This window comes from Vulcanimicrobium alpinum, assembly GCF_027923555.1.
Classification (GTDB): Bacteria; Vulcanimicrobiota; Vulcanimicrobiia; order Vulcanimicrobiales; family Vulcanimicrobiaceae; genus Vulcanimicrobium; species Vulcanimicrobium alpinum.
The window spans coordinates 1,991,084-2,011,596 of record NZ_AP025523.1 but is presented as its reverse complement, the minus strand read 5'-3'; the positions used below and the strand labels follow the sequence as shown (position 1 = coordinate 2,011,596).

The window sequence follows — 20,513 nt, the reverse complement described above, 5'->3', positions numbered from 1 at the left end:
GCGCTACGCGAACGCGTTCTCGCCGGTGAGCGCCTGGCCGAGGATCAGCGTGTGCACTTCGCTCGTCCCTTCGTAGGTGAGCACGCTCTCGAGATTGTTCATGTGGCGGATCACCGGATACTCGAGGGTGATCCCGCTGGCGCCGAGGATGGTGCGGGCTTCGCGGCAGACCGCGAGCGCTTCGCGCACGTTGTTCAGTTTTCCGAACGACACGTGCGCGGAGTGCGCGTTGCCGGCGTCCTTGAGCCGCCCCACGTGCAGCGCCGTCAGCAGGCCTTTGTTGATCTCGAGCATCATGTTGACGAGCTTTTCCTGGGTGATCTGGAACGCGGCGAGCGGCTTGCCGAACTGCACGCGCGTCTTCGCGTACTCGAGCGCCGATTCGTAGCACGCGCGACCCGCGCCGAGTGCGCCCCACACGATCCCGTGGCGCGCTTCGTTGAGGCACGAGAGCGGGCCGCGCAGGCCACTGACGTGCGGGAGCATCGCGTCTGCCGGCAGACGGCAATCTTCGAGGATCAGCTCCGAGGTGATCGACGCACGCAGCGACAGTTTCTTCTCGATGTTGCGCGTCGAGAAGCCCTTGGTCCCTTTGGGAACGACGAAGCCGCGCACCGTGCCGCTGCGGTGGCCGTTCTCGGCGTCGACGCGCGCCCACACGATCGCGACGTCGGCGATCCCGCCGTTGGTGATCCACGCTTTCGAGCCGTTGAGAACGTAGTCGCCGCCGTCGCGTTTCGCGTTGGTGCGCATCCCCGCGGGATCGCTGCCGAAATCCCATTCCGTGAGCCCGAAGCAGCCGATCGCATCGCCCGCCGCCATCCGCGGCAACCACGTCTGTTTCTGCTCTTCCGAGCCGAACGCGTGGAGCGCGTACATCGCGAGCGACCCCTGCACCGAGACGAACGAACGGAATCCGGAGTCGCCGGCCTCCAGTTCGAGGCACGCGAGCCCGTAGGCGACGGCGCTGGTGCCGGCGCACCCGTAGCCCTGCAGGTGCATCCCGAGTACGCCCAGATCGCCGAGCTCTTTCGCCATCTCGCGCGGGAACGTGTGGTTCTCGAACCACTCACCGATGTTCGGCAGGACGCGGTCGCGCACGAACGAGCGGACGGTGTCGCGGATCAGCCGTTCGTCGTCGTCGAGCAGCGCGTCGATGCCGAGGAAATCGAGCGGGTTCGGCGCCGGAACGTCGGTGCGGTGCGGGCGGCTCGCGGTGGTGCTCATCCTCGGAGATTCGGGCGGCGCGCCCCGCCTCCCCGCGCCGCGCGGCCTAGTGGATGATGTAGCGATTCGCCGTCGAGACGGCCATCGGAACGGTCGGCGGATCGCAGGCGGGATGAGGGTCGTCGGAGACCGACGGGTCGCTCGAATGAGCGCGTGCGCCGACGAAAAGCGTGGGCCGTCCGTCAATGCTCTGCAATTGCGGCTCCGGGATGCCGATTCGTACGTCCAGGACGTCGTCCGTCTCGACGAGTGCCGATCGCGACGCCGTTGCCGCGACGGTGCCGACGGCCACGCTTGTGCGGGGTGAGGACGCCGTGAGCACGGCGCGGCGCGCCGGCGCAAAGGCGACGATCAGGTAGCGTCCCGGTTCGACGCCGACCCGCGCGAAACGTCCGTGCGCGTCGGCCGTAAGGTGCGTCAGCCGTCCGCCGTCGAGTCCACGCAGATCGACCCGCGCGTCCGCAACGGCGGCACCGGAACCGCACGAGTAGACGACCCCGCGGATCGTCGCAGGCCCTTGAGCGCCCGCGGAGACGGAGCCCGCGAGGAGGAGCGCAGGAACCGCCGCAGCCGACATCCCGCCCAATCTCGTCATCACGATCGTAGCAATGCGAGCACCGCCCCGCATGGTTACGCTTCGACGGGCTCAGCGTGACGGGGGCGGGTGCCGATTGCGGCGCGGGCGATAGAGCATGCGAGCAGCGCTGCCGCCAGCAGCCACGCCGCGCCCGGAATCTGCCATCCGTGCGACGTCGCGATCGATGCCGCGAAGACCGACGTGAAGAGTCCCAGCCTGAACAGCATCGCCAGGCCGCGGATGCTCGCGATCGCGCCTTGGAGCTGACCCTGTTCCGACGGCGCGACCCGGCGTGTCGTGAACGCCTGTGATGCGGCGCCGGAAAGCCCCCAGAACGCCAAGATCGGCGTGCCGAGCGAGAACAGCGGGCCGGTCGCGCCGAGCCCGTAGCACGCCATGCTGGCAGCGCCGCAGCAGAGGCCGATGAAAAGCGCGCGGCGCTCGCCGATGCGCGCGATGATCGGGTGCGTGAGCGGTCCCGTGGCGACCGAACAGATTCCTACAAATGCGAGCGACAAACCGACGACGCGCGCATCCCAGCCGTAGCGATACATTGTGTAGAGCACGTACGTGCTGGTCAGCGCGACGCCGGCAAGCTGGTTGACGAACGTGATTTGCACGCCGCCACGAGAACGCGCCGCGCTTCTCGCGCGGCAGCGACTCGGCCAGGACGAAGAATCCGAACGCGGCATTCGCGAGGCTGAATCCCGCCGCGACCCAGAACGGCAGGCGCGGATCGCCGGCTCGGAGGAGGCCGCCGATCGCCGGTCCGAACGCGAATCCCGCGCCGAACGCGGCACCGAGGAGCCCGAACGCGCCGGCGCGTTTCTCCGGCGGGACGATGTCGGCGATGTAGGCTCCGGCGGTCGCAACGCTCGCCGTGGTCCCGCCGGAGATGAGGCGCCCGGCGAATAGCCACGCCAGATTCGGCGCGAGCGCCATCACGACGTAGTCGAGCCCGGTGCCGAGGTTCGAAAGCACGATGACCGGTTTGCGGCCGAAGCGGTCGGAGAGCGCGCCGAGCAGCGGCGAGAAGACGAACTGCATCAGCGCCACGCGGTCCCGAAGAATCCCGTAGATGTTCGATGCGCGCGCCGTGTCGTTGCCGACAAACCCGAGAACGAGCTTCGGAAAGACCGGCGCGATGATGCCCAGCGCGAGCATATCGAGCATCACGGTGACGAAGACGAACGCCAGCGCGGCGCGCGGAGCGGCCGATACGAGGGCCAAGTCAGTCGTCGTGTACATGCCGCAGCTCCTTTGGCGAAGGGATGGCGTCGAGAGCAAGGATCCAGAGCTCGACAGCGCGCGCGAGCCGTTTGCGGTCGCGCGTCGCGCACAGGTCGAGCAAAAAACCGCGAAAGCCGGCCAGGGTGACCGTCGCGAGCGCCCGCGCGTCGCCCGGCGTGTAGCCGTCACGCAGTGCGGGTGCTTCGAGATAGGCGAGCCAGTCGTCGACCGCGGCGCGCAGGAACCCGGGGAAGCGTTTGCGATCCTGCAGCGCGAGGCCGTACACTTCGAAGAACAGACGGAACACGGGCTCGTGCTGCGGCGTGCTCATGATCGCCCATGCCGCCCGAATCGTCTGCGCGAACGACGCGGGATTGCGCGGAAGCGACGTCGCAAACAGGTCGCGCTGGCGCGCGCGCGCACGGTACAGGACCTCGGCGATCAGCTCGTCTTTCGAGGAAAAGTAGTAGAGCAGGACGCGCGGGCTGGAATCGACGGCGTCCGCGAGCGGACGCAGCGAGAGATCCGCGATCCCGTGCGCGGTGACGTAGTCGACGATGCTCTCGAGCAATGCTGCGCGGCGCTCTTCGTCGACGCTCCGTGCCACGGCCTCACATTATCATACTTGAAACGGTCGTTTCAAGTATTGCGACGCGATCTTGTCGCGGGCTGAAGCGGCGTGATAGGGTCAGCGTGAGATGGTCGAGACGATCCCGCCCTGGCTTCTCGCTTTGGACGCGCGCAAACCGTATCGCGAAGTCATCGACGGCGAGCGCCAGCCCGACGTGAGCCCGAAGCACTATCACGGCATCCTTGCCGTCCGCATCGCCGCGCAGCTCGATGCCTGGGCGGAAGGCCGCGGGAGCGTCGGCGCGGAGATCCGCTTTTACTTTCAAAGCAGCGACGGAACGTGGACCTCGTTGCTGCCCGACGTCGCGTACCTTTCCGCAGCCCGGTTCCCGCTCGATCTGAGTGACGAGGCGCAGCGGCCGCGCGCCGCGCCGGATATCGCCGTGGAGATCCGCTCGCCGGCGGACCGCTCGCCCCGCATCGCCGCGAAGGTCGCGACCTACCTTGCGTTCGGCTCGACCGTGGTCGTCGTGCTCGAGCCCGAGGCGCGGTGCGTCGACCTCCATCGAGCCGGCGGAACGCTCGAGCGGCGCGCGGCGCGCGGGACGTGGACGCTCGCACCGTTTGCGGAATTGGTGTTCGACTGGGAACGCATCTACTGCGATCTCGGATTCCCGTAGCGGCGCGTGCGGCACGCCGGCGTACGCCTGCAGATCGACGCGGTCATCGTCTCGGTCGCGGGCGAGACGCCGCGCGTCCTCACGGTCGCCGGTGCGCCGCGTCTGCCGTCGGGTGATTTCGCGCCGGAGACGGATCGCACGCTCGAGCTTGCGGCGCGGCGGCTGATCGGCGAACAGACGGGCTTGCGCGTCGGCTATCTCGAGCAGCTCTACACGTTCGGCGATCGCGATCGCGATCCGCGCGAAGCCGCCGGCGGACCGCGTCTGGTCAGCGTCGGCTATCTCGCGCTCGTCGGCGTCGACGCCGCGCACGCCGCACCGTCGGGTGTGGCCTGGCACGATTGGTACGCACACTTGCCGTGGGAAGACCAGCGCGCCGACGCCGCGGAGCGCACAGCGGCGGCGAGGTTCGTGCGCGCGCGCTCCCGCCGGGGCGATGCGCCGCTGCGCGAGCGGGCGCGGGTGCTGTTCGGGATCGACGGCGCCGCCTGGAACGACGAGGCCGTGCTCGAGCGGTACGAGCTGCTCTACGAACTCGGGGCGGTAGCCGAAGCGGGCGGCCGTGACGCGGCGTTCGGCATGCCGATGGAACTCGACCATCGGCGCATCCTGGCCACCGCGATCGGACGCATCCGCGGAAAGATCGCCTACCGGCCGATCGTGTTCGAGCTGGTTCCCGGCGCGTTCTCGCTGAGCGAACTCCAGCACACCGTCGAAGCGCTCGCGGGCCGCGTCCTGCACGGCCCCAACTTCCGGCGGCTCGTCGAGGACTCCGGGATCGTCGAGGAGACGGGGGAGCGCCGCCCGAGCGGCGGCCGACCCGCGAAGATCTACCGCTTCCGTCCCGACGTGCTGGCGGAGCGTCCCGATCCCGGGATCGGAATCCGGTAGGAACGGAACCCGAGGCTTTATCTCAGGGTTAGAGAAACTCGAGGTCCCGATGATCGACACGCTTCCCTTCACCCCCGAGATCGAAGCCCGGACGCGACCCGTCTACGAACGCGCCAAGGCGGTGATCCCGGCCGCGGAATGGCCGCTCTTCGCGCCGTACGTTGATGCGATCGCGCGGCTGAAACGCGAACGCAACGCCGTGATCTTGGCGCACAACTATCAGACCCCGGAGATCTTCCACGGCGTCGCGGACATCGTCGGCGACTCGCTCCAACTCGCCCGCGAGGCGCAGCGCGCCGAGGCCGACGTCATCATGGTCTGCGGCGTGCACTTCATGGGCCAGACGGCGAAGATCCTCAACCCCGAACGCACGGTGATCGTCCCCGACGCCCGCGCGGGCTGTTCGCTGGCGGAGTCGATCACCGCCGCCGACGTGCGGATGCTCCGCGCGAAGCATCGCGGCGTCCCCGTCGTCACCTACGTGAACACCAGCGCCGAGGTGAAGGCGGAATCGGACGTCTGCTGCACGTCCTCGAACGCCGTCAAGGTCGTCGAGTCGCTCGGCGTGCCGCGCGTCATCCTGATCCCCGACGCGTTTCTCGCCCATTACGTCGCCTCGCAGACGGCGGTCGAGATCATCTCGTGGCACGGCCGCTGCGAAGTGCACGAACGCTTCCGCGCGATCGACGTCGATCGGCTGCGCGAGGGTGAGGACGGCCTGCTGGTGATCGCGCATCCCGAGTGCCCGCCGGACGTGATCGCCGCCGCCGATTTCGCCGGTTCGACCGCCGCGATGATCGATTTCGTGCGGGATCGCGCACCGCAGAAAGTCGTGCTGCTGACGGAGTGCTCGATGAGCGACAACGTCGCCGCGCAGTTCGCGAACGTCGAGTTCGTGCGGCCGTGCAACCTGTGTCCGCACATGAAGCGCAATACCCTGCCGAAGATCCTGCGCTCGCTCGAGACCCTGCAGGATGAAATCGTCGTCGACGAAGCGGTGCGCGTACGCGCGCTCGCGGCGGTAGAACGGATGATCGCGATCGCATGAAGTCCGCGTCGTGATCGCATTGCTGGTCGACGACGTCGTGCGTGCCGCGCTCCGCGAAGACCTGAGCCGGGCCGGCGATCTGACCACCGACGCGATCGTACCTCCCGGCGCGCTCGGAGACGCGCGGGTCGTCGCGCGCGAAGCCGGCGTGGTCTCGGGGGTTTTTGCCCTCGAGCGCACCTTCGCGGTCCTCGATCCGAAGGTCGCCGTCGCCGTGCGCATTCCCGACGGCGGCCGAGTCGAACCCGGCAGCGTGGTCGTGGTCATCACGGGACCGTTGCGCTCGATCCTCACCGGCGAGCGGACGGCGCTCAATCTCTTGTGCCGGCTCAGCGGGATCGCGACGGCGACTGCGCGGCTCGTCGACGCGGTTGCGGGGACGCGCGTGTCGATCGCCGATACCCGCAAGACGACGCCGGGCCTGCGCGCGCTTGAAAAAGCCGCCGTACGGGACGGCGGCGGCTCCAATCACCGGTTCGGGCTCGACGACGCGATCCTCATCAAGGACAACCACGTGGCGATCGCCGGCGGGATCGCACCGGCGATCGAGGCGGCGCGCCGCCGCGCCGGGCATCTGGTGAAGATCGAGATCGAGGTCGATACCCTCGACCAGCTCGATGAGGCGCTCGCGGCCCGCGCCGACATCGTACTCCTCGACAACTTTGCGGTCGGCGATCTGCGCGAAGCGGTACGCCGCACCGCGGGCCGCGCGCTCCTCGAGGCGTCGGGGCGGATCGATGCCGCGACGGTGCGGGCCGTCGCCGAGACCGGGGTGGATTTGATCTCGTCGGGCGCGCTGACCCACAGCGCGCGCATCCTCGACCTCGGGCTCGATATCGGCTGATCGGGCTATGAAGCCGGCGTGAAGGCGTGTGCGCCGCGCATTCGCACGCCGCGACTCCCGCCGTCAGTTGCCGACGGCGGACCACGCCGGTCTTCAGGGCGAGGTAGGCGCCCGCGCGGGGTCGGCGCGAACCACTGGCCGTGTTGCACAACCGAACGGAGGGATCCGACTATACCGGCACGCGTGGAGGGGCTCGGCGGCGCGTATTACTGGGCCCAGGATCTCCGACGCTTCACCGAGGTCTACACGGACCTCTTCGGCGAGGCGCCGACGATGACGATGCCCGAGTTCTTCAGCGAATGGGTCTTCCCGGCGGGGAGGCGTTCGGGGCCTACAAGGGGCAGGAGTTCCGGACCAGCGACGGCCTGATGTTTGCGGTCGACGACATGTACGCATTCGTCCGCGAGGCACGCGCCCGCGGGATCGACATCGACGGCACGCCGGTCTGCCAGATGGCCTTCGGCAAGGGCTCCGAGGGGAACGGCTTCATCTTCCACCACCGCGGCGACGGAACGGTCGGACCGGAAATAACCAAGGTGTCTGCACCGGCACCGTAGCTGCGCGACGTCCGGCGAAAGCCGGGGTTTCGCCAGGCGCGTAACCGTGCTTCGGCGCACGGCTTTGCGGGCATGAGTACTATCATGGCACGGCATCGGCACGGTAAGCGCAACGGCGCGTCCAGCGGCTCTTCAGCGCGCCCGGATCTCGACGCGTTCCGCGTCGATCCGGCGAACAAGAATCTTACGACCAATCAGGGCGTTACGATCGCCGACGATCAGAACTCACTTCGCGCCGGGGAACGCGGCCCGACGCTGCTCGAAGATTTTATTTTGCGTGAGAAGATCACGCATTTCGATCATGAGCGCATCCCCGAGCGGGTCGTTCATGCACGCGGTGCGGGGGCGCACGGCGTCTTTAAGGTCTACGAGTCGCTCGGCGAACTGACACGAGCGTCGTTTCTCTGCGATCCTTCCCGAGACACGCCCGTCTTCGTGCGCTTCTCGACCGTCGGCGGTTCGCGGGGTTCGGCAGATACGGTGCGCGACGTTCGCGGATTCGCGGTGAAGTTCTACACCGATGAGGGAGTTTACGATCTGGTCGGCAACAACATGCCGGTCTTTTTCATCCAGGATGCAATCAAATTTCCCGATTTCGTGCACGCGGTGAAACCGGAACCGCACAACGAGATTCCCCAGGCGTCTTCCGCGCACGATTCGTTTTGGGATTTCTGTTCGCTCACGCCCGAGTCAACCCACATGCTCTTGTGGCTGATGTCCGACCGCGCGATTCCCCGTTCTTACGCGATGATGGAGGGCTTCGGAGTCCACACTTACCGTTTGATCGATGGTCAAGGGCGGGCGACGTTCGTCAAGTTTCACTGGAAGCCGCTTGCCGGAGCTCACTCTCTCGTCTGGGACGAGGCGCAAAAGCTCGCAGGCAAAAACCCCGACTTCAATCGTGCCGACCTGTGGTCGTCGATCGAGGCGGGCAACTATCCGGAGTTCGAATTAGGAATCCAAACGTTTGACGACGCGCAGGCCGACGGCTTCGATTTCGACGTTCTCGACGCGACGAAGCTGATCCCCGAAGAGCTGGTGCCCGTGCGGCGCATCGGCAAGATGACCCTCAACCGAAATCCCGATAATTTCTTCGCGGAGACCGAGCAGGTCGCGTTTTGCGTCTCCCACGTCGTTCCGGGCATCGACTTCAGCAACGATCCGCTGCTGCAGGGTCGTATCTTCTCGTATCTCGACACGCAGCTCTCCCGGCTGGGCGGCCCCAACTTCCATCAGCTTCCGATCAATCGCCCCCGTTGCCGTTCGCGAACAACCAGCAGGACGCGTTGCATCAGAGTGAGATCCGGGTCGGAACCGTCAATTATGAGCCGAACTCCATCGGCGAGAATTGGCCGCGGGAAGTGCCGATCGAGCGCGGCGGATTCGCAAGCTATCTCGAACGCCTGCAGGGCGACAAGCGACGAGTGCGCGCCTCGTCGTTCGCCGACCACTACTCACAGGCGACGCTCTTCTGGAACAGTCAGGCGGATTGGGAAAAAGAGCACATTGTCAACGCCTTCGCGTTCGAGCTCGCCAAGGTGACGCGGCCGGCCATCCGTTCCAGGGTCCTCGAACGGCTCGCGAATGTCGATGCCACGCTGGTTTCGCGCGTGGCGCAGCAGCTCGGGATGCACCCGCCTGCGGCCACCGGATTGGGCCGCGGCGCGGCAAATGCACGGGCTGACTCGTCGTCGGCGCTGAGCCTCGCAAACCAGCCCTCCGACGGAATCCGCGGCCGCAAAGTCGCCATCCTCGTTGCCGACGGCGCTGACGGCGTTGCCGTTGCGGACCTGCGCGCGGCGCTCGAAAGCAAAGGCGCAACGGCCCTGGTTCTCGCTCCCCGGCTTGGGACGGTGCAAACTGCGGACGGCCAGACACTCACCGTCGACCACACCATCGTGACGATGCCGTCGGTCGGTTTTGATGCGGCGTTCGTCGCCGGCGGTGCCGAGGAGCTTGCTCAGCTCGGCGACGCGGTCCATTTCCTCACCGAGGCATACAAGCACGGAAAAGCCGTAGCCGCCGCCGGCAATGCACTCGGCCTTCTTGCCGTCGCCGGAGTTCGTGAACCGGAGTCCGATCTGGTCGGCGCGCTCCGTTCCCACCGTGTGTACGATCACGCCGACCGGCAGGCCGTTCCGGCCTGACGAGATTGAGGGATCCCGTGTCAGACGCCAGGCACCGTGGTGACCCTTGACGTTTTTGCGGTACTCCGGTAGACTATGCCGGTTGTGGTCCGCGTCGCGGGCGTCGTTTTGGCGTTCGCGGCGGAAGGCGTAGCAGATACGCCAGGATCCGTGGATTTCCCAGCAGGAACGATCAACGTGAAGAACATCATCGGCCGGAAGGTCGGGATGACCAGCGTGTTCACGGAGGACGGCCGGAGCGTTCCGGTCACCGTGATCCAAGCCGGTCCGTGTACCGTAGTGCAAAAGAAGACCAGGGAAACCGACGGCTACGAAGCCGTCGCGCTGGCGTTCGGCGACATCAAGCCGTCGCGCCACACCAAAGCGATGCAGGGTCATTATAAGAAAGCCGGCGTTGCGCCCAAGCGCGACATCCGCGAGTTCCGCACGGGGATCGACGGCGTCGACGTCGGCGCGACGATCACCGTCGACGGTTTCGCCGCCGGCGACCGCGTCGACGTCTGCGGTATCTCGAAAGGCCACGGCTTCGCCGGCGGCATCAAGCGCTGGAACTTCTCGGGCGGCGGCGCCAGCCATGGTTCGATGATCCATCGCCAGCCGGCCTCGAACGGCGATACCAACTCGGGCCACACCCACCGCGGCTCGCGCCGTCCGGGTCATTACGGCGTCGATCGCGTGACGCATCAGAATCTGGAAGTCGTCCGCGCCGACGCGGAACGCAACCTGCTGCTGGTCCGCGGGCCCGTCCCGGGGCCGAAGAACGGCCTCGTGATCGTGCAGCAGTCCGTCAAAGTCAAGGCGAGCGCGTAATGGCACAGGTCATCGATACGCAAGGCAAAGCCGTGCGCGACGTCGAGACGCCGGCCGCATTCAGCGGTTCGACCGACGGCAAGGCCAACGCGGTCTTCCGGGCGGTGTTCCGCGAGCTCGCGAACCGCCGCTCCGGGACGCACAAGACGAAGAAGCGCGACGAAGTCCGCGGCGGCGGCAAGAAACCGTGGAAGCAAAAGGGCACCGGCCGCGCGCGTCAGGGTTCGACCCGTTCGCCGCAGTGGGCACACGGCGGCGTCGTGTTCGGCCCGCAGCCGCGCTCGTACGTCTCGAGTCTCAACAAGAAAGAACGCCGCGCCGCGATGATCGCCGCGCTGAGCGACAAGTACCAGTCGGGCGGCGTGACCGTCCTCGACACGGCCTCGTTGAACCTCACCAAGACCAAAGCGTTCGCGACGCTGCTGTTCGGTTCGCCCAAGGTGGCGAAGGACGGTGCGCGCACGCTGGTCGTGTTCGCAACCGATGAGCTCGCTTCGGTCGGCACGTCGCTGCGCCGCGCGGGCCGCAACCTCGAGCGCGTCGCGGTGACGCACACCGGTGAGCTCGACGTGAAAGACGTCGTCGGTTACGCGAGGCTGGTCGTCACGGCCGCCGCGCACGACGCGCTCGCGAGCAAGTTCGCCAAGGAGTCAAAGTAGTGGAAGCGCGCGACGTCATCATCGCCCCGCTCATCACCGAGAAGTCGATGGCAGGGACGGCCGAGCAGCAGTACACCTTCGAGGTGAACAAGCTCGCCACCAAGACGCAGATCAAGTCCGCGGTCGCCGAGATCTTCGGCGTCACGGTCCTCGCCGTCAACACCGTGAACGTGATGGGCAAGCGTAAGAACTTCGCCCGCCGCGGCCGCCGTTCGTCCGGCACGCAGTCGGATTGGAAGAAGGCCATCGTCACCATCGCCCCCGGCCAGAAGATCGAACTGGGCGGCGTCAACTATTTTGAGCAATAACGATGGCTGTTAAGAAATACAAACCGACCAGCGCCGCGCGCCGCTTCATCACCACCGCCGACTTCAGCGAAGTCTCGAAGAAGGCGCCGGAGAAGTCGCTGCTCGAGATCAAGAAGAAGCACTCGGGCCGCAACAACAACGGCCACATCACGACGCGGCACAAAGGCGGCGGGTACCGCAAGCAGTACCGCATCGTCGACTTCAAGCGCACCAAGGACGGCATCCCGGCGAAGGTCGCGGCGATCGAGTACGATCCCAATCGCACGACGCGCCTGGCGCTGCTGCACTACCGCGACGGCGAGAAGCGCTACATCCTCGCGCCCGCGCTGCTCAAGGTCGGCGATCTCGTCGAGTCCGGACCGGCCGCCGACATCAAGACCGGCAACGCGCTCCCGCTCGCGAACATTCCGCTCGGCACGGTCATCCACAACATCGAACTTTCGCCGGGCGAAGGCGGGAAGCTCGTGCGCGCCGCCGGCGGCGCCGCGCAGCTGATGGCCAAGGAAGGCGCCTACGCGCAGGTGCGCATGCCCTCGGGCGAAGTCCGCAGGATCATGGTCGTTTGCCGCGCGACGATCGGCCAGCTCGGCAACCTCGATCACGAGAACGAAGTGATCGGCAAAGCGGGCCGTCAGCGGCACCTCGGCAAGCGGCCGTCGGTGCGCGGCATCGCGATGAACCCGGTCGACCATCCGCACGGCGGCGGTGAGGCGCGTTCCACCTCGGGACGTCCGCCGACCACGCCCTGGGGTCAGATGACGATGGGCAAAAAGACGCGCCGCAACAAGCGCACGACCAAGATGATTGTCCGCAAGCGGAAGGCCAAGTAACCATGGGGCGTTCACTCAAAAAGGGTCCGTTCGTTGCGGATCATCTTATGACGAAGGTCGAGAAGATGAACTCGACGCGCGAGAAGCGGGTCATCAAGACCTGGTCGCGCGCGTCGACGATCGTCCCGCAGATGGTCGGCCACACGATCTCCGTGCACAACGGCAAGGCGCACATCCCGGTGTTCATCACCGAGAACATGGTCGGGCACAAGCTCGGCGAGTTCTCGCCGACGCGGACCTTCAAGGGTCACGCCGGCGACAAGGCAGCGGTGAAATAACATGAGCGCCGTTGCCACGCTCCGTACCGAAGCCGTCGCGCACCTGAAGTTCGCGCGCATGGGTCCGCGCAAGCTCCGCCGCGTCGCCGACGCGATCCGCGGCAAGAGCGTGCGCGAAGCGCTCGTGCTCCTGAAGTTCTCGGGCGTGTTCGCCTCGGAGCCGATCGAGAAGCTGCTGCGCAGCGCGGTCGCCAACGCCGAGAACAACCACGACATGAGCTCCGATGGGCTCTTCGTCACGCGGATCACCGTCGACGGCGGGCCCGGCGGCGGGTTCACCAAGCGTCTCGATCCTCGTGCACAAGGGCGCGCGGCGTTCAAGCGCAAGCGGCTCTCGCACGTCACGATCGCGGTCGGACCGCAGCCGCCCAAACACCAGCCGAAGCAGCGCTCGGGCGCGGCGATCGGTTTGTCGACGCGCACCCAGCGCCAAGCGCAGGCCGCGACGTCGAAGCCGGCCGCTTCGCGCCGGAAGAAGACCGCTGCTGCCGCCGGAGCGGGGGCGTAAGGGACATATGGGACAGAAGATTCATCCCGTCGGGCTGCGCCTCGGCATCACCCGCACCTGGGACAGCCGCTGGTTCGAGAACAAGAACTACGCCAGCTGGCTCCATGAAGACATGCGGATCCGCAAGTACTTCGGCAAGATGACCCGTGCCGCGGCGATATCGCGCGTCGAGATCGAACGCCGTGCGAATCAGGCGCGCGTGATCATCAACACCGGCAAGCCGGGGATCATCATCGGCAAGCGCGGCGTCGGGATCGACGAGATCCGCCGCAACCTCGAGAAGCTGACCGGGAAGCAAGTCCAGGTCAACGTCGTCGAGATCAAGCAGATCGAGCTCGATGCGCGCCTCGTCGGTCAGAACATCGTCGACCAGCTCGAGAAGCGCATCGCCTTCCGCCGCGCGATGAAGCAGGCGATCATGCGCACCATGAAGGCCGGCGCGCGCGGCGTCAAGGTCCAGGTCTCCGGCCGTCTCGGCGGCGCCGAGATCGCGCGCACCGAGCGCAACCACGACGGCAAGGTGCCGCTGCACACGCTGCGCGCCGACATCGACTACGCGCACGTCGAAGCGTTCACGACCTTCGGCCGCATTGGCGTGAAGGTGTGGATCTACAAAGGCGAAGTGCTGCCCGAAGGTCCGCGCGGCGAACGCGAAGGCGCACAGGGCCGCCCCGGCGATGCCCGCTTCCGCGACAGCCGTCGCGGAACGCGCGGCGGCCGCGGCCGCGACGGTGCTCCGCGTCCGGCCGGCGACCGCGCTCCGCGCGGCGGCGGTCTCGACACGACGCAAGCGCTGCACGCGGCGGAAGCCGACGCGCAGTCGCTCGAATCGATCACCGAAGGCGCGCCGTCGGCCGCGGGCAACAAGCCCGACGCGCCGCACGCCGGCGCGGTGACGCACGACCCGAACGCGCAGCACGGCCACGGCGTGACGACGGAAACGTCGGTGGTCCCGCCCGAAACGCAAGCGACGCACGACGACGCGGAACGCCCCGGCGCTCCGGCGGTCGAGAACGAGGGTTAGAACGAGATGCTTACTCCGAAGCGAGTGAAGTGGCGCCGCCAGCACCGCGGCCGCATGCGCGGCAAGGCGCTGGTCGGCAACACCCTGACGTTCGGCGAGTACGGCCTGCAGGCGCTCGAGCCGGTGTGGATGACCAACCGGCAGATCGAAGCGGCGCGTATCGCGATGACCCGTCACATCAAGCGCGGCGGCAAGGTCTGGATCAAGATCTTCCCCGACAAGTCGGTGACGAAGAAGCCGGCCGAAGTCCGCATGGGTTCCGGTAAGGGCAATCCCGAGTTCTGGGTCGCCGTTGTCCGTCCGGGCCGCGTGCTGTTCGAGCTCGCCGGCGTCCCGGAATCGGTCGCGCGCGAAGCGCTGCGCCTGGCGGCGCAGAAGCTGCCGATCGCGACCAAGGTCGTCACGCGCGCCGAACAGGAAGCCGAGGTCGCATCGTAATGAAGCGCACCGACCTGCGCGAACTGCGCGAACTCTCGCTCGCGGCGCTCGAACAGCGCGCGAAAGAGACGAAGGAAGAGCTCTTCAACCTTCGCTTCTCCCTGCGCACCGGCCACCTCAGCGATTTTTCGCGGGTGAAGATCGTGCGCCGCACCTATGCCCAGATCCAGACCGCGATCTCCGAGAAGCGGCTTGCCGAGGCACGTCATGGAGCAGCCTAACACCGTGGACCGCGTCAACCGCCGTCGCATCAAGCAGGGCCGCGTCGCCAGCGACAAGATGGACAAGACCATCGTCGTCGTGACCGAGACCCGCGTTCCCCATCCCGTCTACAAGAAGGTCGTCCGGCAGTCGTCGCGCTTCAAGGCGCACGACGAGACGAACGACGCCAAGACCGGCGATCTCGTCCGGATCCAGGAATGCCGCCCGATGTCGCGTGACAAGCGCTGGCGTCTGGTGGAGATTCTCGAGCGCGCAAAATGATTCAGCAAGAAACTCGACTCAAGGTCGCCGACAACTCCGGCGCGCGCGAACTGCTCTGCATCCACGTGGCCGGCGGTTCGCGTCATCCCTATGCGCACGTCGGCGACATCATCGTCGGCACGGTCAAGAGTGCGATCCCGGGCGCCGCGGTCAAGAAGGGCCAAGTCGTCAAGGCGGTCGTCGTGCGCATGGCGCAGCCGATGCGCCGGCCCGATGGCTCGGTGATCAAGTTCGACGAGAATGCCTGCGTGATCATCAAAGGCGACAAGGACAACCTCGACCCGCGCGGGACGCGCGTCTTCGGCCCGGTCTGCCGCGAACTCCGCGACCGCGGGTTCCTGAAGATCGCCAGCCTGGCACCGGAGGTCCTCTAAATGGGCAGTCCGGTGAATACGATGGCGGTCGCCAAGCCGAAGATCGTCAAGGGCGACACCGTCGTCCTGCGTCGGGGCAAGGAAAAGGGCAAGCGCGGCATCGTCAAGGCCGTCTTTCCGAAGGACGGCGTCGCAACCGTCGAGGGGCTCAACGTCGTGAAGCGCCACACCAAGCCGGGCCAGACGGGCCAGGCTCAGGGCGGCGGCATCATCGAGAAGGAAGCTCCGATCCCGCTCTCCGCGCTGATGGTGATCGATCCGAAGACCGATCGTCCGACGCGCGTGCGCCGCGTCCGTCAATCCGACGGCACGACGGTGCGCGTCAGCGTGAAGTCCGGCGAGCAGCTCCTGGTTCCGAGCAAGGCATAGACATGGCTGCACGTTTGAAAGAAAAGTACCAGACCGAAGTGCGCGGCAAAATGCAGGAGCGGTTCAACTACAAGAACCCGATGCAGGTGCCCAAGCTCGAGAAGGTCGTCATCAATATGTCGGTCGGCGACGCGATCCAGAACTCGAAGGCACTCGAGGCGGCCGTTCGCGAGCTGACGACGATCAGCGGTCAGAAGCCGGTGATCACCAAGGCGAAGAAGTCGATCGCGGCGTTCAAGCTCCGCGAAGGGATGAACATCGGCGCCAAGGTGACGCTGCGCGGCGAGCGGATGTACGTCTTCCTCGACAAGCTGTTCAACGTCGTGCTGCCGCGCATCCGCGACTTCCGCGGGCTCAACCGCAAGTCGTTCGACGGCCGCGGCAACTACAATCTCGGTCTGCGCGAACAGCTGGTGTTTCCGGAGATCGATTTCGACAAGGTCGACAAAGCGCGCGGGATGGACATCGTCATCGTGACGAGCGCCAAGAACGACGAAGAGGCGACCGAGTTTCTCACCCAGATGGGGCTGCCGCTCACCAAACCCGCGGCGACTGCCGGAGCATCGCGATAATGGCCAAAACCTCGAGCATCGAACGGTCCAAGCGGACGCCGAAGTTCAGCACGCGCGGACACAACCGCTGCAAAGTCTGCGGCCGTCCGCGCGCGTACTACCGGAAGTTCGGCATGTGCCGGATCTGCCTGCGTGAGAACGCGCATCGCGGCTTCATCCCCGGCATCACGAAAGCGAGCTGGTAATGGGCGTCGTAACGGATCCGATCGCGGATTTGCTGACGCGCATCCGCAACGCGAACACCGCGAACCATCAGACCGTCGACATCCCGGCCTCGCGGATGAAGAAGGCCGTCGCGCAGATCCTGCTCGACGAAGGCTTCATCACCGGCGTGGAAGAGCTCAAGGACGGTCCGCAAGGGACGCTGCGCATCACCCTCAAGTACGGCCCCGAAAAGGAGAAGGTCATCACCGGCCTTCGCCGGATCAGCCGGCCCGGGCTGCGCGTCTACACCTCGAAGACGGAGATCCCGCGCGTGCTGGGCGGGCTGGGTCTGGTCATCATGTCGACCTCGAAGGGCATCATGTCGGGCAAGCGCGCCAAGCGCGAAGGCTTCGGCGGTGAAGTCCTCGCGTACGTGTGGTAATCGATCATGTCTCGTATTGGTAAGCTGCCGGTCACCGTTCCGTCGGGCGTCGACGTCAAACTCGACGACTCGGTCGTGCACGTCAAAGGCCCGAAGGGCGAGCTCAAGCAGCGCATCCTTCCGGTCGTCGAAGTGACGATCGACGGCGGGGTCGTGACCGTCGCGCGCAAGAGCGACGACAAGCCCGGGCGTTCGGCGCACGGTCTCACGCGCACGCTCGTCGCGAACATGATCGAAGGCGTCACCAAGGGCTTCCGCAAGTCGCTCGAGCTTCAGGGCGTCGGTTACCGCGTAAACAAGGCCGGAAACGACCTGAACTTCTCGCTGGGCTACTCGCACCCGGTGACGTACGCGGCGCCCGAAGGGATCGCGTTCAGCGTCGAGGGCACCAACAGAGTGCACGTCGACGGGATCGACAAGCAGCGCGTCGGCCAGGTCGCGGCGGAGATCCGCAACCTGCGTCCGCCCGAGCCGTACAAGGGCAAAGGCGTGCGCTACGAGGGCGAAAAGGTCCGCAAGAAACTGGGCAAGGCCGGTAAGGCAGGCAAGAAGTAATGTCGACGACGTCACGCACCGGGCAGCGGCTCAAGCGTCACACGCGCCTTCGCAAGAAGGTCGCGGGGACGCCGTCGCGCCCGCGCCTGCAGATCTTCCGCAGCCTCCACCACACCTACGCCTTCGTCGTCGACGACACGAAGGGCCACACGCTCGTCGCCGCGTCGACGCGCGAAGGCTCGGTCTCCGAGGGCCTGGGGTCGCGGACCAACATCGCGGCGGCCCAGAAGGTCGGCGCGGCGATCGCCCAGCGCGCGAAGGCCGCGGGGATCGATGCCGTCGTGTTCGACACCTCGGGTCTCAAATATCACGGTCGCGTCGCCGCGTTGGCTCAAGCCGCGCGTGAAGCCGGTTTGGAGTTTTAAGGAAATGGCGATGGAGCGAGCGCAGCAGCATGGTGCGCACACTGTAGTGACTATTGCGAGCTCGGACCGGGGGCCCCACGCAGTGGGGGGCGCGGAGTCCGGGACGGAGCGCCGTTAGAATGTACAACAGAGGTGGCGGTCGCGATCGCGACAACCAGGGTTTCGAAGAGACCGTCGTGCGGATCAACCGCGTCGCCAAGGTGGTCAAGGGCGGGAAGCGGTTCAGCTTCTCCGCGCTCGTCGTCGTCGGCGATAAGAAGGGCCGCGTCGGCTTTGCGATCGGCAAAGCCGGTGAAGTCCCCGAAGCGATCCGCAAGGGCGTGGAACAGGCGCGCAAGGCGCTGATCACCGTTCCGATGGTCGAGAAGACGATCCCGCATCTCGTCAACGTCAGCGTCGGATCGGGCCACGTGATGCTCAAGCCGGCGTCGCCCGGGACGGGCGTCATCGCGGGCGGCGCGATGCGTGCGGTGCTGGAACTCGCCGGCATCCACGACATCGTGACCAAGTCGCTCGGGACGAACAACCCGATCAACGTCGTGCTCGCGACGTTCGAAGCCCTCAAGTCGCTCAAGACGGCCGAGAAGGTCGCGCAACTGCGCGGCAAGACCGTCCACGAGCTGTACGTGTAACCATGGCTGAAAAGAAGACGACCCTTCGACAGGCTCAGGGTGACGGGGCGAGCCTTTCGCTGGCGACCCTCAAACCGAATCCGCACTCCCGTCCGAAGCGCACGCGCGTCGGCCGCGGGCATGGTTCGGGCATGGTGAAGACCGGCGGCGAAGGCGGCAAGGGTCAGACCGTCCGCTCGGGCGGCGGCAAAGGCCCCGCGTTCGAAGGCGGCCAGACACCGTGGGCGCGGCGCCTGCCGCAGCGCAAAGGCGTCTCGCAGAAGTCGCGCGACATCGGGCATTTCCGCACCGAGTTCGCGGTGCTCAACGTCGGCGATCTCGCCGGCTGGGACACCTCGGTCGAAGTCAGCCCCCAGTCGCTCAAAGCGCACGGCAAGGTGCGCGATCTCAAGGACGGCGTCAAGATCCTCGGCGGCACCGCCAAGAAGAAGGACGCCGGCTCGCTGCCGGCCGGCCTGAAGTTCCGCGACATCCTGTTCTCGGCGTCGGCGCGCGAAGCGCTCGCCGCGGTCGGCGCCGACCTCGGCGACGCCGCCGCCTCGGAGTAACCGCAGCCTCGTGCTGACCACCCTTCGCAACGCGCTGACCGTTCCCGACATCCGCAAGCGGGTCGGGTTCGTGTTCTTCGCGTTCGCCGTCTTCGTGTTCATGATCCACGTCCAGCTCCCCAACGTGAACCAGCAGGCGTGGAATCAGCTCATCCAGTCGGGCGCGTTCTACCAGTTCCTCGGCTTTCTCTCGGGCGGCGCACTGCAGAAGCTCTCGATCATCGCGATGGGAATCACGCCCTACATCAACGCGTCGATCATCATGCAGCTGATGACGGTCGTCATCCCGCAGCTCGAAGAGATGGCCAAAAAGGGCGGGGAAGAAGGCCGCAAGACGATCGGCAAGTACACGCGCTGGCTGACGATCGTCCTGGCGACGATCCAGGCGACGTCGATGTCGATCGCGATGAGCCGCGGCGGCGTGTTCTACGACCACTCGGCGATCTTCATCGCGTACGCGGTGATCGCGTTCGTCTCGGGGACGCTGTTCCTGATGTGGCTCGGCGAGCAGATCACCGACAAGGGGATCGGCAACGGGATCTCGCTGATCATTTTCGTCGGGATCGTGCTGCGGTTCCCGACGCAGGTCGCGCAGACGTTTTCGCTCGCCAACAAGGGCAACGTGAACTGGCTGGGCCTGGCGCTGTGGGTCGCGATCGCGCTGGTCACCATCGTCTCGATCGTGTTCATGTATCAGGGTCAGCGCCGCATCCCGGTGCAGCAGGCGCGCCGCGTCGTCGGCCGCAAGCTCTACGCGGGCCGGTCGAGCTACATCCCGCTGCGCCTCAACAACGCCGGCGTCATCTCGATCATCTTCGCGATCTCGATCCTGCTGCTGCCCCAGCAGGCGCTCTCGTGGTTCGGCGGCGGCCAGAACGCGAACAGCGTCGCCGGCAAGGTCACGTTCTACCTGACGACCTACTTCGGACCGCAGTCGTTCCTCTACAACCTGGTCTACTTCTTGCTGGTCGTGGTCTTCACGTTCTTCTACTCGGCGATCGTCGTCAACACGCGCGACATCGCCGACAACCTGAAGAAGTCCGGCTCGTTCATCCCCGGGATCCGCCCCGGCCAGCCGACGGTCGACTACATCAACAAGATCCTCGCCCGCATCACGACGGCCGCCGCGATCTACCTCGGCCTGCTCGCCGTCATCCCGTCGCTGCAGCGCGACGTCGGCCTGACCTCGCTCTACATCGGTTCGACCTCGCTGCTCATCGTCGTCGGCGTCGCGCTCGACTCGATCACCCAGATCGAAGCCCGCCTCGCCATGCGCGACTACCGCGGATTCATCAATCGATGAGGCGCTCCGCCCCAGGCTGCGCGCCCCCCACGCTTCGCGTGGGGCCCCCGGTCCGAGCTCGCAACAACACCGATGCCGGAGCACTATTCCACGGCGCTCG

Annotated in this window: 27 protein-coding genes and 3 pseudogenes; 26 read left to right on the top strand and 4 right to left on the bottom strand. The window is 66.5% G+C overall.

Translation table 11 applies throughout. The features are described 5' to 3' along the window. Positions 1-3 precede the first annotated feature (3 nt). From WPS_RS10400 to WPS_RS10385, 4 genes and pseudogenes are all read right to left on the bottom strand, one after another. Positions 4-1,227: an acyl-CoA dehydrogenase family protein gene (locus WPS_RS10400; protein WP_317994433.1), complete on the bottom strand. Its 1,224-nt coding sequence runs from the start codon at positions 1,225-1,227 to the stop codon at positions 4-6. 46 nt (positions 1,228-1,273) lie between these two features. Then, the gene (locus tag WPS_RS10395; RefSeq protein WP_317994432.1) at positions 1,274-1,822 is read right to left on the bottom strand and encodes a carboxypeptidase-like regulatory domain-containing protein; all 549 of its coding nucleotides are present in this window, start codon (positions 1,820-1,822) and stop codon (positions 1,274-1,276) included. A 35-nt stretch (positions 1,823-1,857) separates the two neighbouring features. Further along, positions 1,858-2,968: pseudogene (locus tag WPS_RS10390) on the bottom strand (MFS transporter). 67 nt (positions 2,969-3,035) lie between these two features. After that, on the bottom strand, positions 3,036-3,641 hold the full coding sequence (locus WPS_RS10385) for a TetR/AcrR family transcriptional regulator (RefSeq protein WP_317994430.1): 606 nt from the start codon (positions 3,639-3,641) through the stop codon (positions 3,036-3,038). A gap of 91 nt (positions 3,642-3,732) precedes the next feature. On the opposite strand from WPS_RS10385, the gene WPS_RS10380 reads away from it, so the two are divergent. The 26 genes and pseudogenes from WPS_RS10380 to secY all read left to right on the top strand — a co-directional run bounded on the left by WPS_RS10380 (position 3,733) and on the right by secY (position 20,413). Beyond that, positions 3,733-4,284 (top strand): Uma2 family endonuclease, encoded by a 552-nt coding sequence (locus WPS_RS10380; protein WP_317994429.1) that lies wholly within the window; start codon positions 3,733-3,735, stop codon positions 4,282-4,284. Positions 4,285-4,290: 6 nt separating this feature from the next. Continuing rightward, complete coding sequence (locus tag WPS_RS10375) at positions 4,291-5,175, top strand: NUDIX hydrolase (protein WP_317994428.1); 885 nt, start codon at positions 4,291-4,293, stop codon at positions 5,173-5,175. A gap of 49 nt (positions 5,176-5,224) precedes the next feature. Continuing rightward, positions 5,225-6,223 carry a quinolinate synthase NadA gene (gene nadA / locus WPS_RS10370; RefSeq protein ID WP_317994427.1) on the top strand — a complete coding sequence of 333 codons (999 nt, stop codon included), beginning with the start codon at positions 5,225-5,227 and terminating at the stop codon, positions 6,221-6,223. A 10-nt stretch (positions 6,224-6,233) separates the two neighbouring features. Continuing rightward, positions 6,234-7,067, top strand: a complete 834-nt coding sequence (nadC, locus tag WPS_RS10365; protein WP_317994426.1) for a carboxylating nicotinate-nucleotide diphosphorylase — start codon at positions 6,234-6,236, stop codon at positions 7,065-7,067. 299 nt (positions 7,068-7,366) lie between these two features. After that, entirely contained in the window at positions 7,367-7,624 is a 258-nt protein-coding gene (locus WPS_RS10360) for a hypothetical protein (RefSeq protein ID WP_317994425.1), read from the top strand. A gap of 84 nt (positions 7,625-7,708) precedes the next feature. Next, a pseudogene (locus tag WPS_RS10355) lies at positions 7,709-9,771 on the top strand (catalase). Positions 9,772-9,921: 150 nt separating this feature from the next. Further along, a complete protein-coding gene (gene rplC, locus WPS_RS10345) occupies positions 9,922-10,581 on the top strand; it encodes a 50S ribosomal protein L3 (protein WP_317994422.1) in 660 nt (219 codons plus the stop codon). Continuing rightward, positions 10,581-11,240 (top strand): 50S ribosomal protein L4, encoded by a 660-nt coding sequence (gene rplD, locus WPS_RS10340; protein ID WP_317994421.1) that lies wholly within the window; start codon positions 10,581-10,583, stop codon positions 11,238-11,240. The genes rplC and rplD overlap by 1 nt, the downstream gene beginning before the upstream one ends. Then, the gene (gene rplW, locus WPS_RS10335) at positions 11,240-11,548 is read left to right on the top strand and encodes a 50S ribosomal protein L23 (RefSeq protein WP_317994420.1); all 309 of its coding nucleotides are present in this window, start codon (positions 11,240-11,242) and stop codon (positions 11,546-11,548) included. The genes rplD and rplW overlap by 1 nt, the downstream gene beginning before the upstream one ends. Before the next feature lie 2 nt (positions 11,549-11,550). After that, a complete protein-coding gene (rplB, locus tag WPS_RS10330) occupies positions 11,551-12,378 on the top strand; it encodes a 50S ribosomal protein L2 (protein WP_317994419.1) in 828 nt (275 codons plus the stop codon). Positions 12,379-12,380: 2 nt separating this feature from the next. Then, on the top strand, positions 12,381-12,656 hold the full coding sequence (gene rpsS / locus WPS_RS10325; protein ID WP_317994418.1) for a 30S ribosomal protein S19: 276 nt from the start codon (positions 12,381-12,383) through the stop codon (positions 12,654-12,656). Between the two features lies 1 nt (position 12,657). After that, entirely contained in the window at positions 12,658-13,164 is a 507-nt protein-coding gene (gene rplV / locus WPS_RS10320) for a 50S ribosomal protein L22 (RefSeq protein WP_405054879.1), read from the top strand. A gap of 7 nt (positions 13,165-13,171) precedes the next feature. Further along, positions 13,172-13,795: pseudogene (rpsC, locus tag WPS_RS10315) on the top strand (30S ribosomal protein S3); the annotation flags it as partial. 399 nt (positions 13,796-14,194) lie between these two features. Continuing rightward, entirely contained in the window at positions 14,195-14,626 is a 432-nt protein-coding gene (gene rplP, locus WPS_RS10310; protein WP_317994417.1) for a 50S ribosomal protein L16, read from the top strand. Then, positions 14,626-14,847, top strand: a complete 222-nt coding sequence (gene rpmC, locus WPS_RS10305; protein WP_317994416.1) for a 50S ribosomal protein L29 — start codon at positions 14,626-14,628, stop codon at positions 14,845-14,847. The genes rplP and rpmC overlap by 1 nt, the downstream gene beginning before the upstream one ends. Beyond that, positions 14,834-15,109: a 30S ribosomal protein S17 gene (rpsQ, locus tag WPS_RS10300; RefSeq protein WP_405054953.1), complete on the top strand. Its 276-nt coding sequence runs from the start codon at positions 14,834-14,836 to the stop codon at positions 15,107-15,109. The genes rpmC and rpsQ overlap by 14 nt, the downstream gene beginning before the upstream one ends. Next, positions 15,106-15,483: a 50S ribosomal protein L14 gene (rplN, locus tag WPS_RS10295; RefSeq protein WP_317994414.1), complete on the top strand. Its 378-nt coding sequence runs from the start codon at positions 15,106-15,108 to the stop codon at positions 15,481-15,483. The genes rpsQ and rplN overlap by 4 nt, the downstream gene beginning before the upstream one ends. Beyond that, on the top strand, positions 15,484-15,852 hold the full coding sequence (gene rplX, locus WPS_RS10290) for a 50S ribosomal protein L24 (protein ID WP_317994413.1): 369 nt from the start codon (positions 15,484-15,486) through the stop codon (positions 15,850-15,852). 2 nt (positions 15,853-15,854) lie between these two features. Further along, positions 15,855-16,424, top strand: coding sequence for a 50S ribosomal protein L5 (gene rplE / locus WPS_RS10285; RefSeq protein WP_317994412.1), 570 nt, complete (start codon positions 15,855-15,857; stop codon positions 16,422-16,424). After that, entirely contained in the window at positions 16,424-16,609 is a 186-nt protein-coding gene (locus tag WPS_RS10280) for a type Z 30S ribosomal protein S14 (protein WP_317994411.1), read from the top strand. Before rplE ends, WPS_RS10280 begins: the two co-directional genes overlap by 1 nt. Further along, a complete protein-coding gene (rpsH, locus tag WPS_RS10275) occupies positions 16,609-17,010 on the top strand; it encodes a 30S ribosomal protein S8 (protein WP_317994410.1) in 402 nt (133 codons plus the stop codon). Before WPS_RS10280 ends, rpsH begins: the two co-directional genes overlap by 1 nt. 6 nt (positions 17,011-17,016) lie before the next feature. Further along, on the top strand, positions 17,017-17,565 hold the full coding sequence (gene rplF, locus WPS_RS10270) for a 50S ribosomal protein L6 (protein WP_317994409.1): 549 nt from the start codon (positions 17,017-17,019) through the stop codon (positions 17,563-17,565). Beyond that, complete coding sequence (gene rplR / locus WPS_RS10265) at positions 17,565-17,930, top strand: 50S ribosomal protein L18 (RefSeq protein WP_317994408.1); 366 nt, start codon at positions 17,565-17,567, stop codon at positions 17,928-17,930. The genes rplF and rplR overlap by 1 nt, the downstream gene beginning before the upstream one ends. A 119-nt stretch (positions 17,931-18,049) precedes the next feature. Beyond that, entirely contained in the window at positions 18,050-18,562 is a 513-nt protein-coding gene (rpsE, locus tag WPS_RS10260; RefSeq protein ID WP_317994407.1) for a 30S ribosomal protein S5, read from the top strand. A 2-nt stretch (positions 18,563-18,564) separates the two neighbouring features. Next, on the top strand, positions 18,565-19,110 hold the full coding sequence (gene rplO / locus WPS_RS10255; protein ID WP_317994406.1) for a 50S ribosomal protein L15: 546 nt from the start codon (positions 18,565-18,567) through the stop codon (positions 19,108-19,110). A 10-nt stretch (positions 19,111-19,120) separates the two neighbouring features. Beyond that, positions 19,121-20,413: a preprotein translocase subunit SecY gene (gene secY / locus WPS_RS10250; protein ID WP_317994405.1), complete on the top strand. Its 1,293-nt coding sequence runs from the start codon at positions 19,121-19,123 to the stop codon at positions 20,411-20,413. The last annotated feature ends 100 nt before the right edge of the window (positions 20,414-20,513 follow it).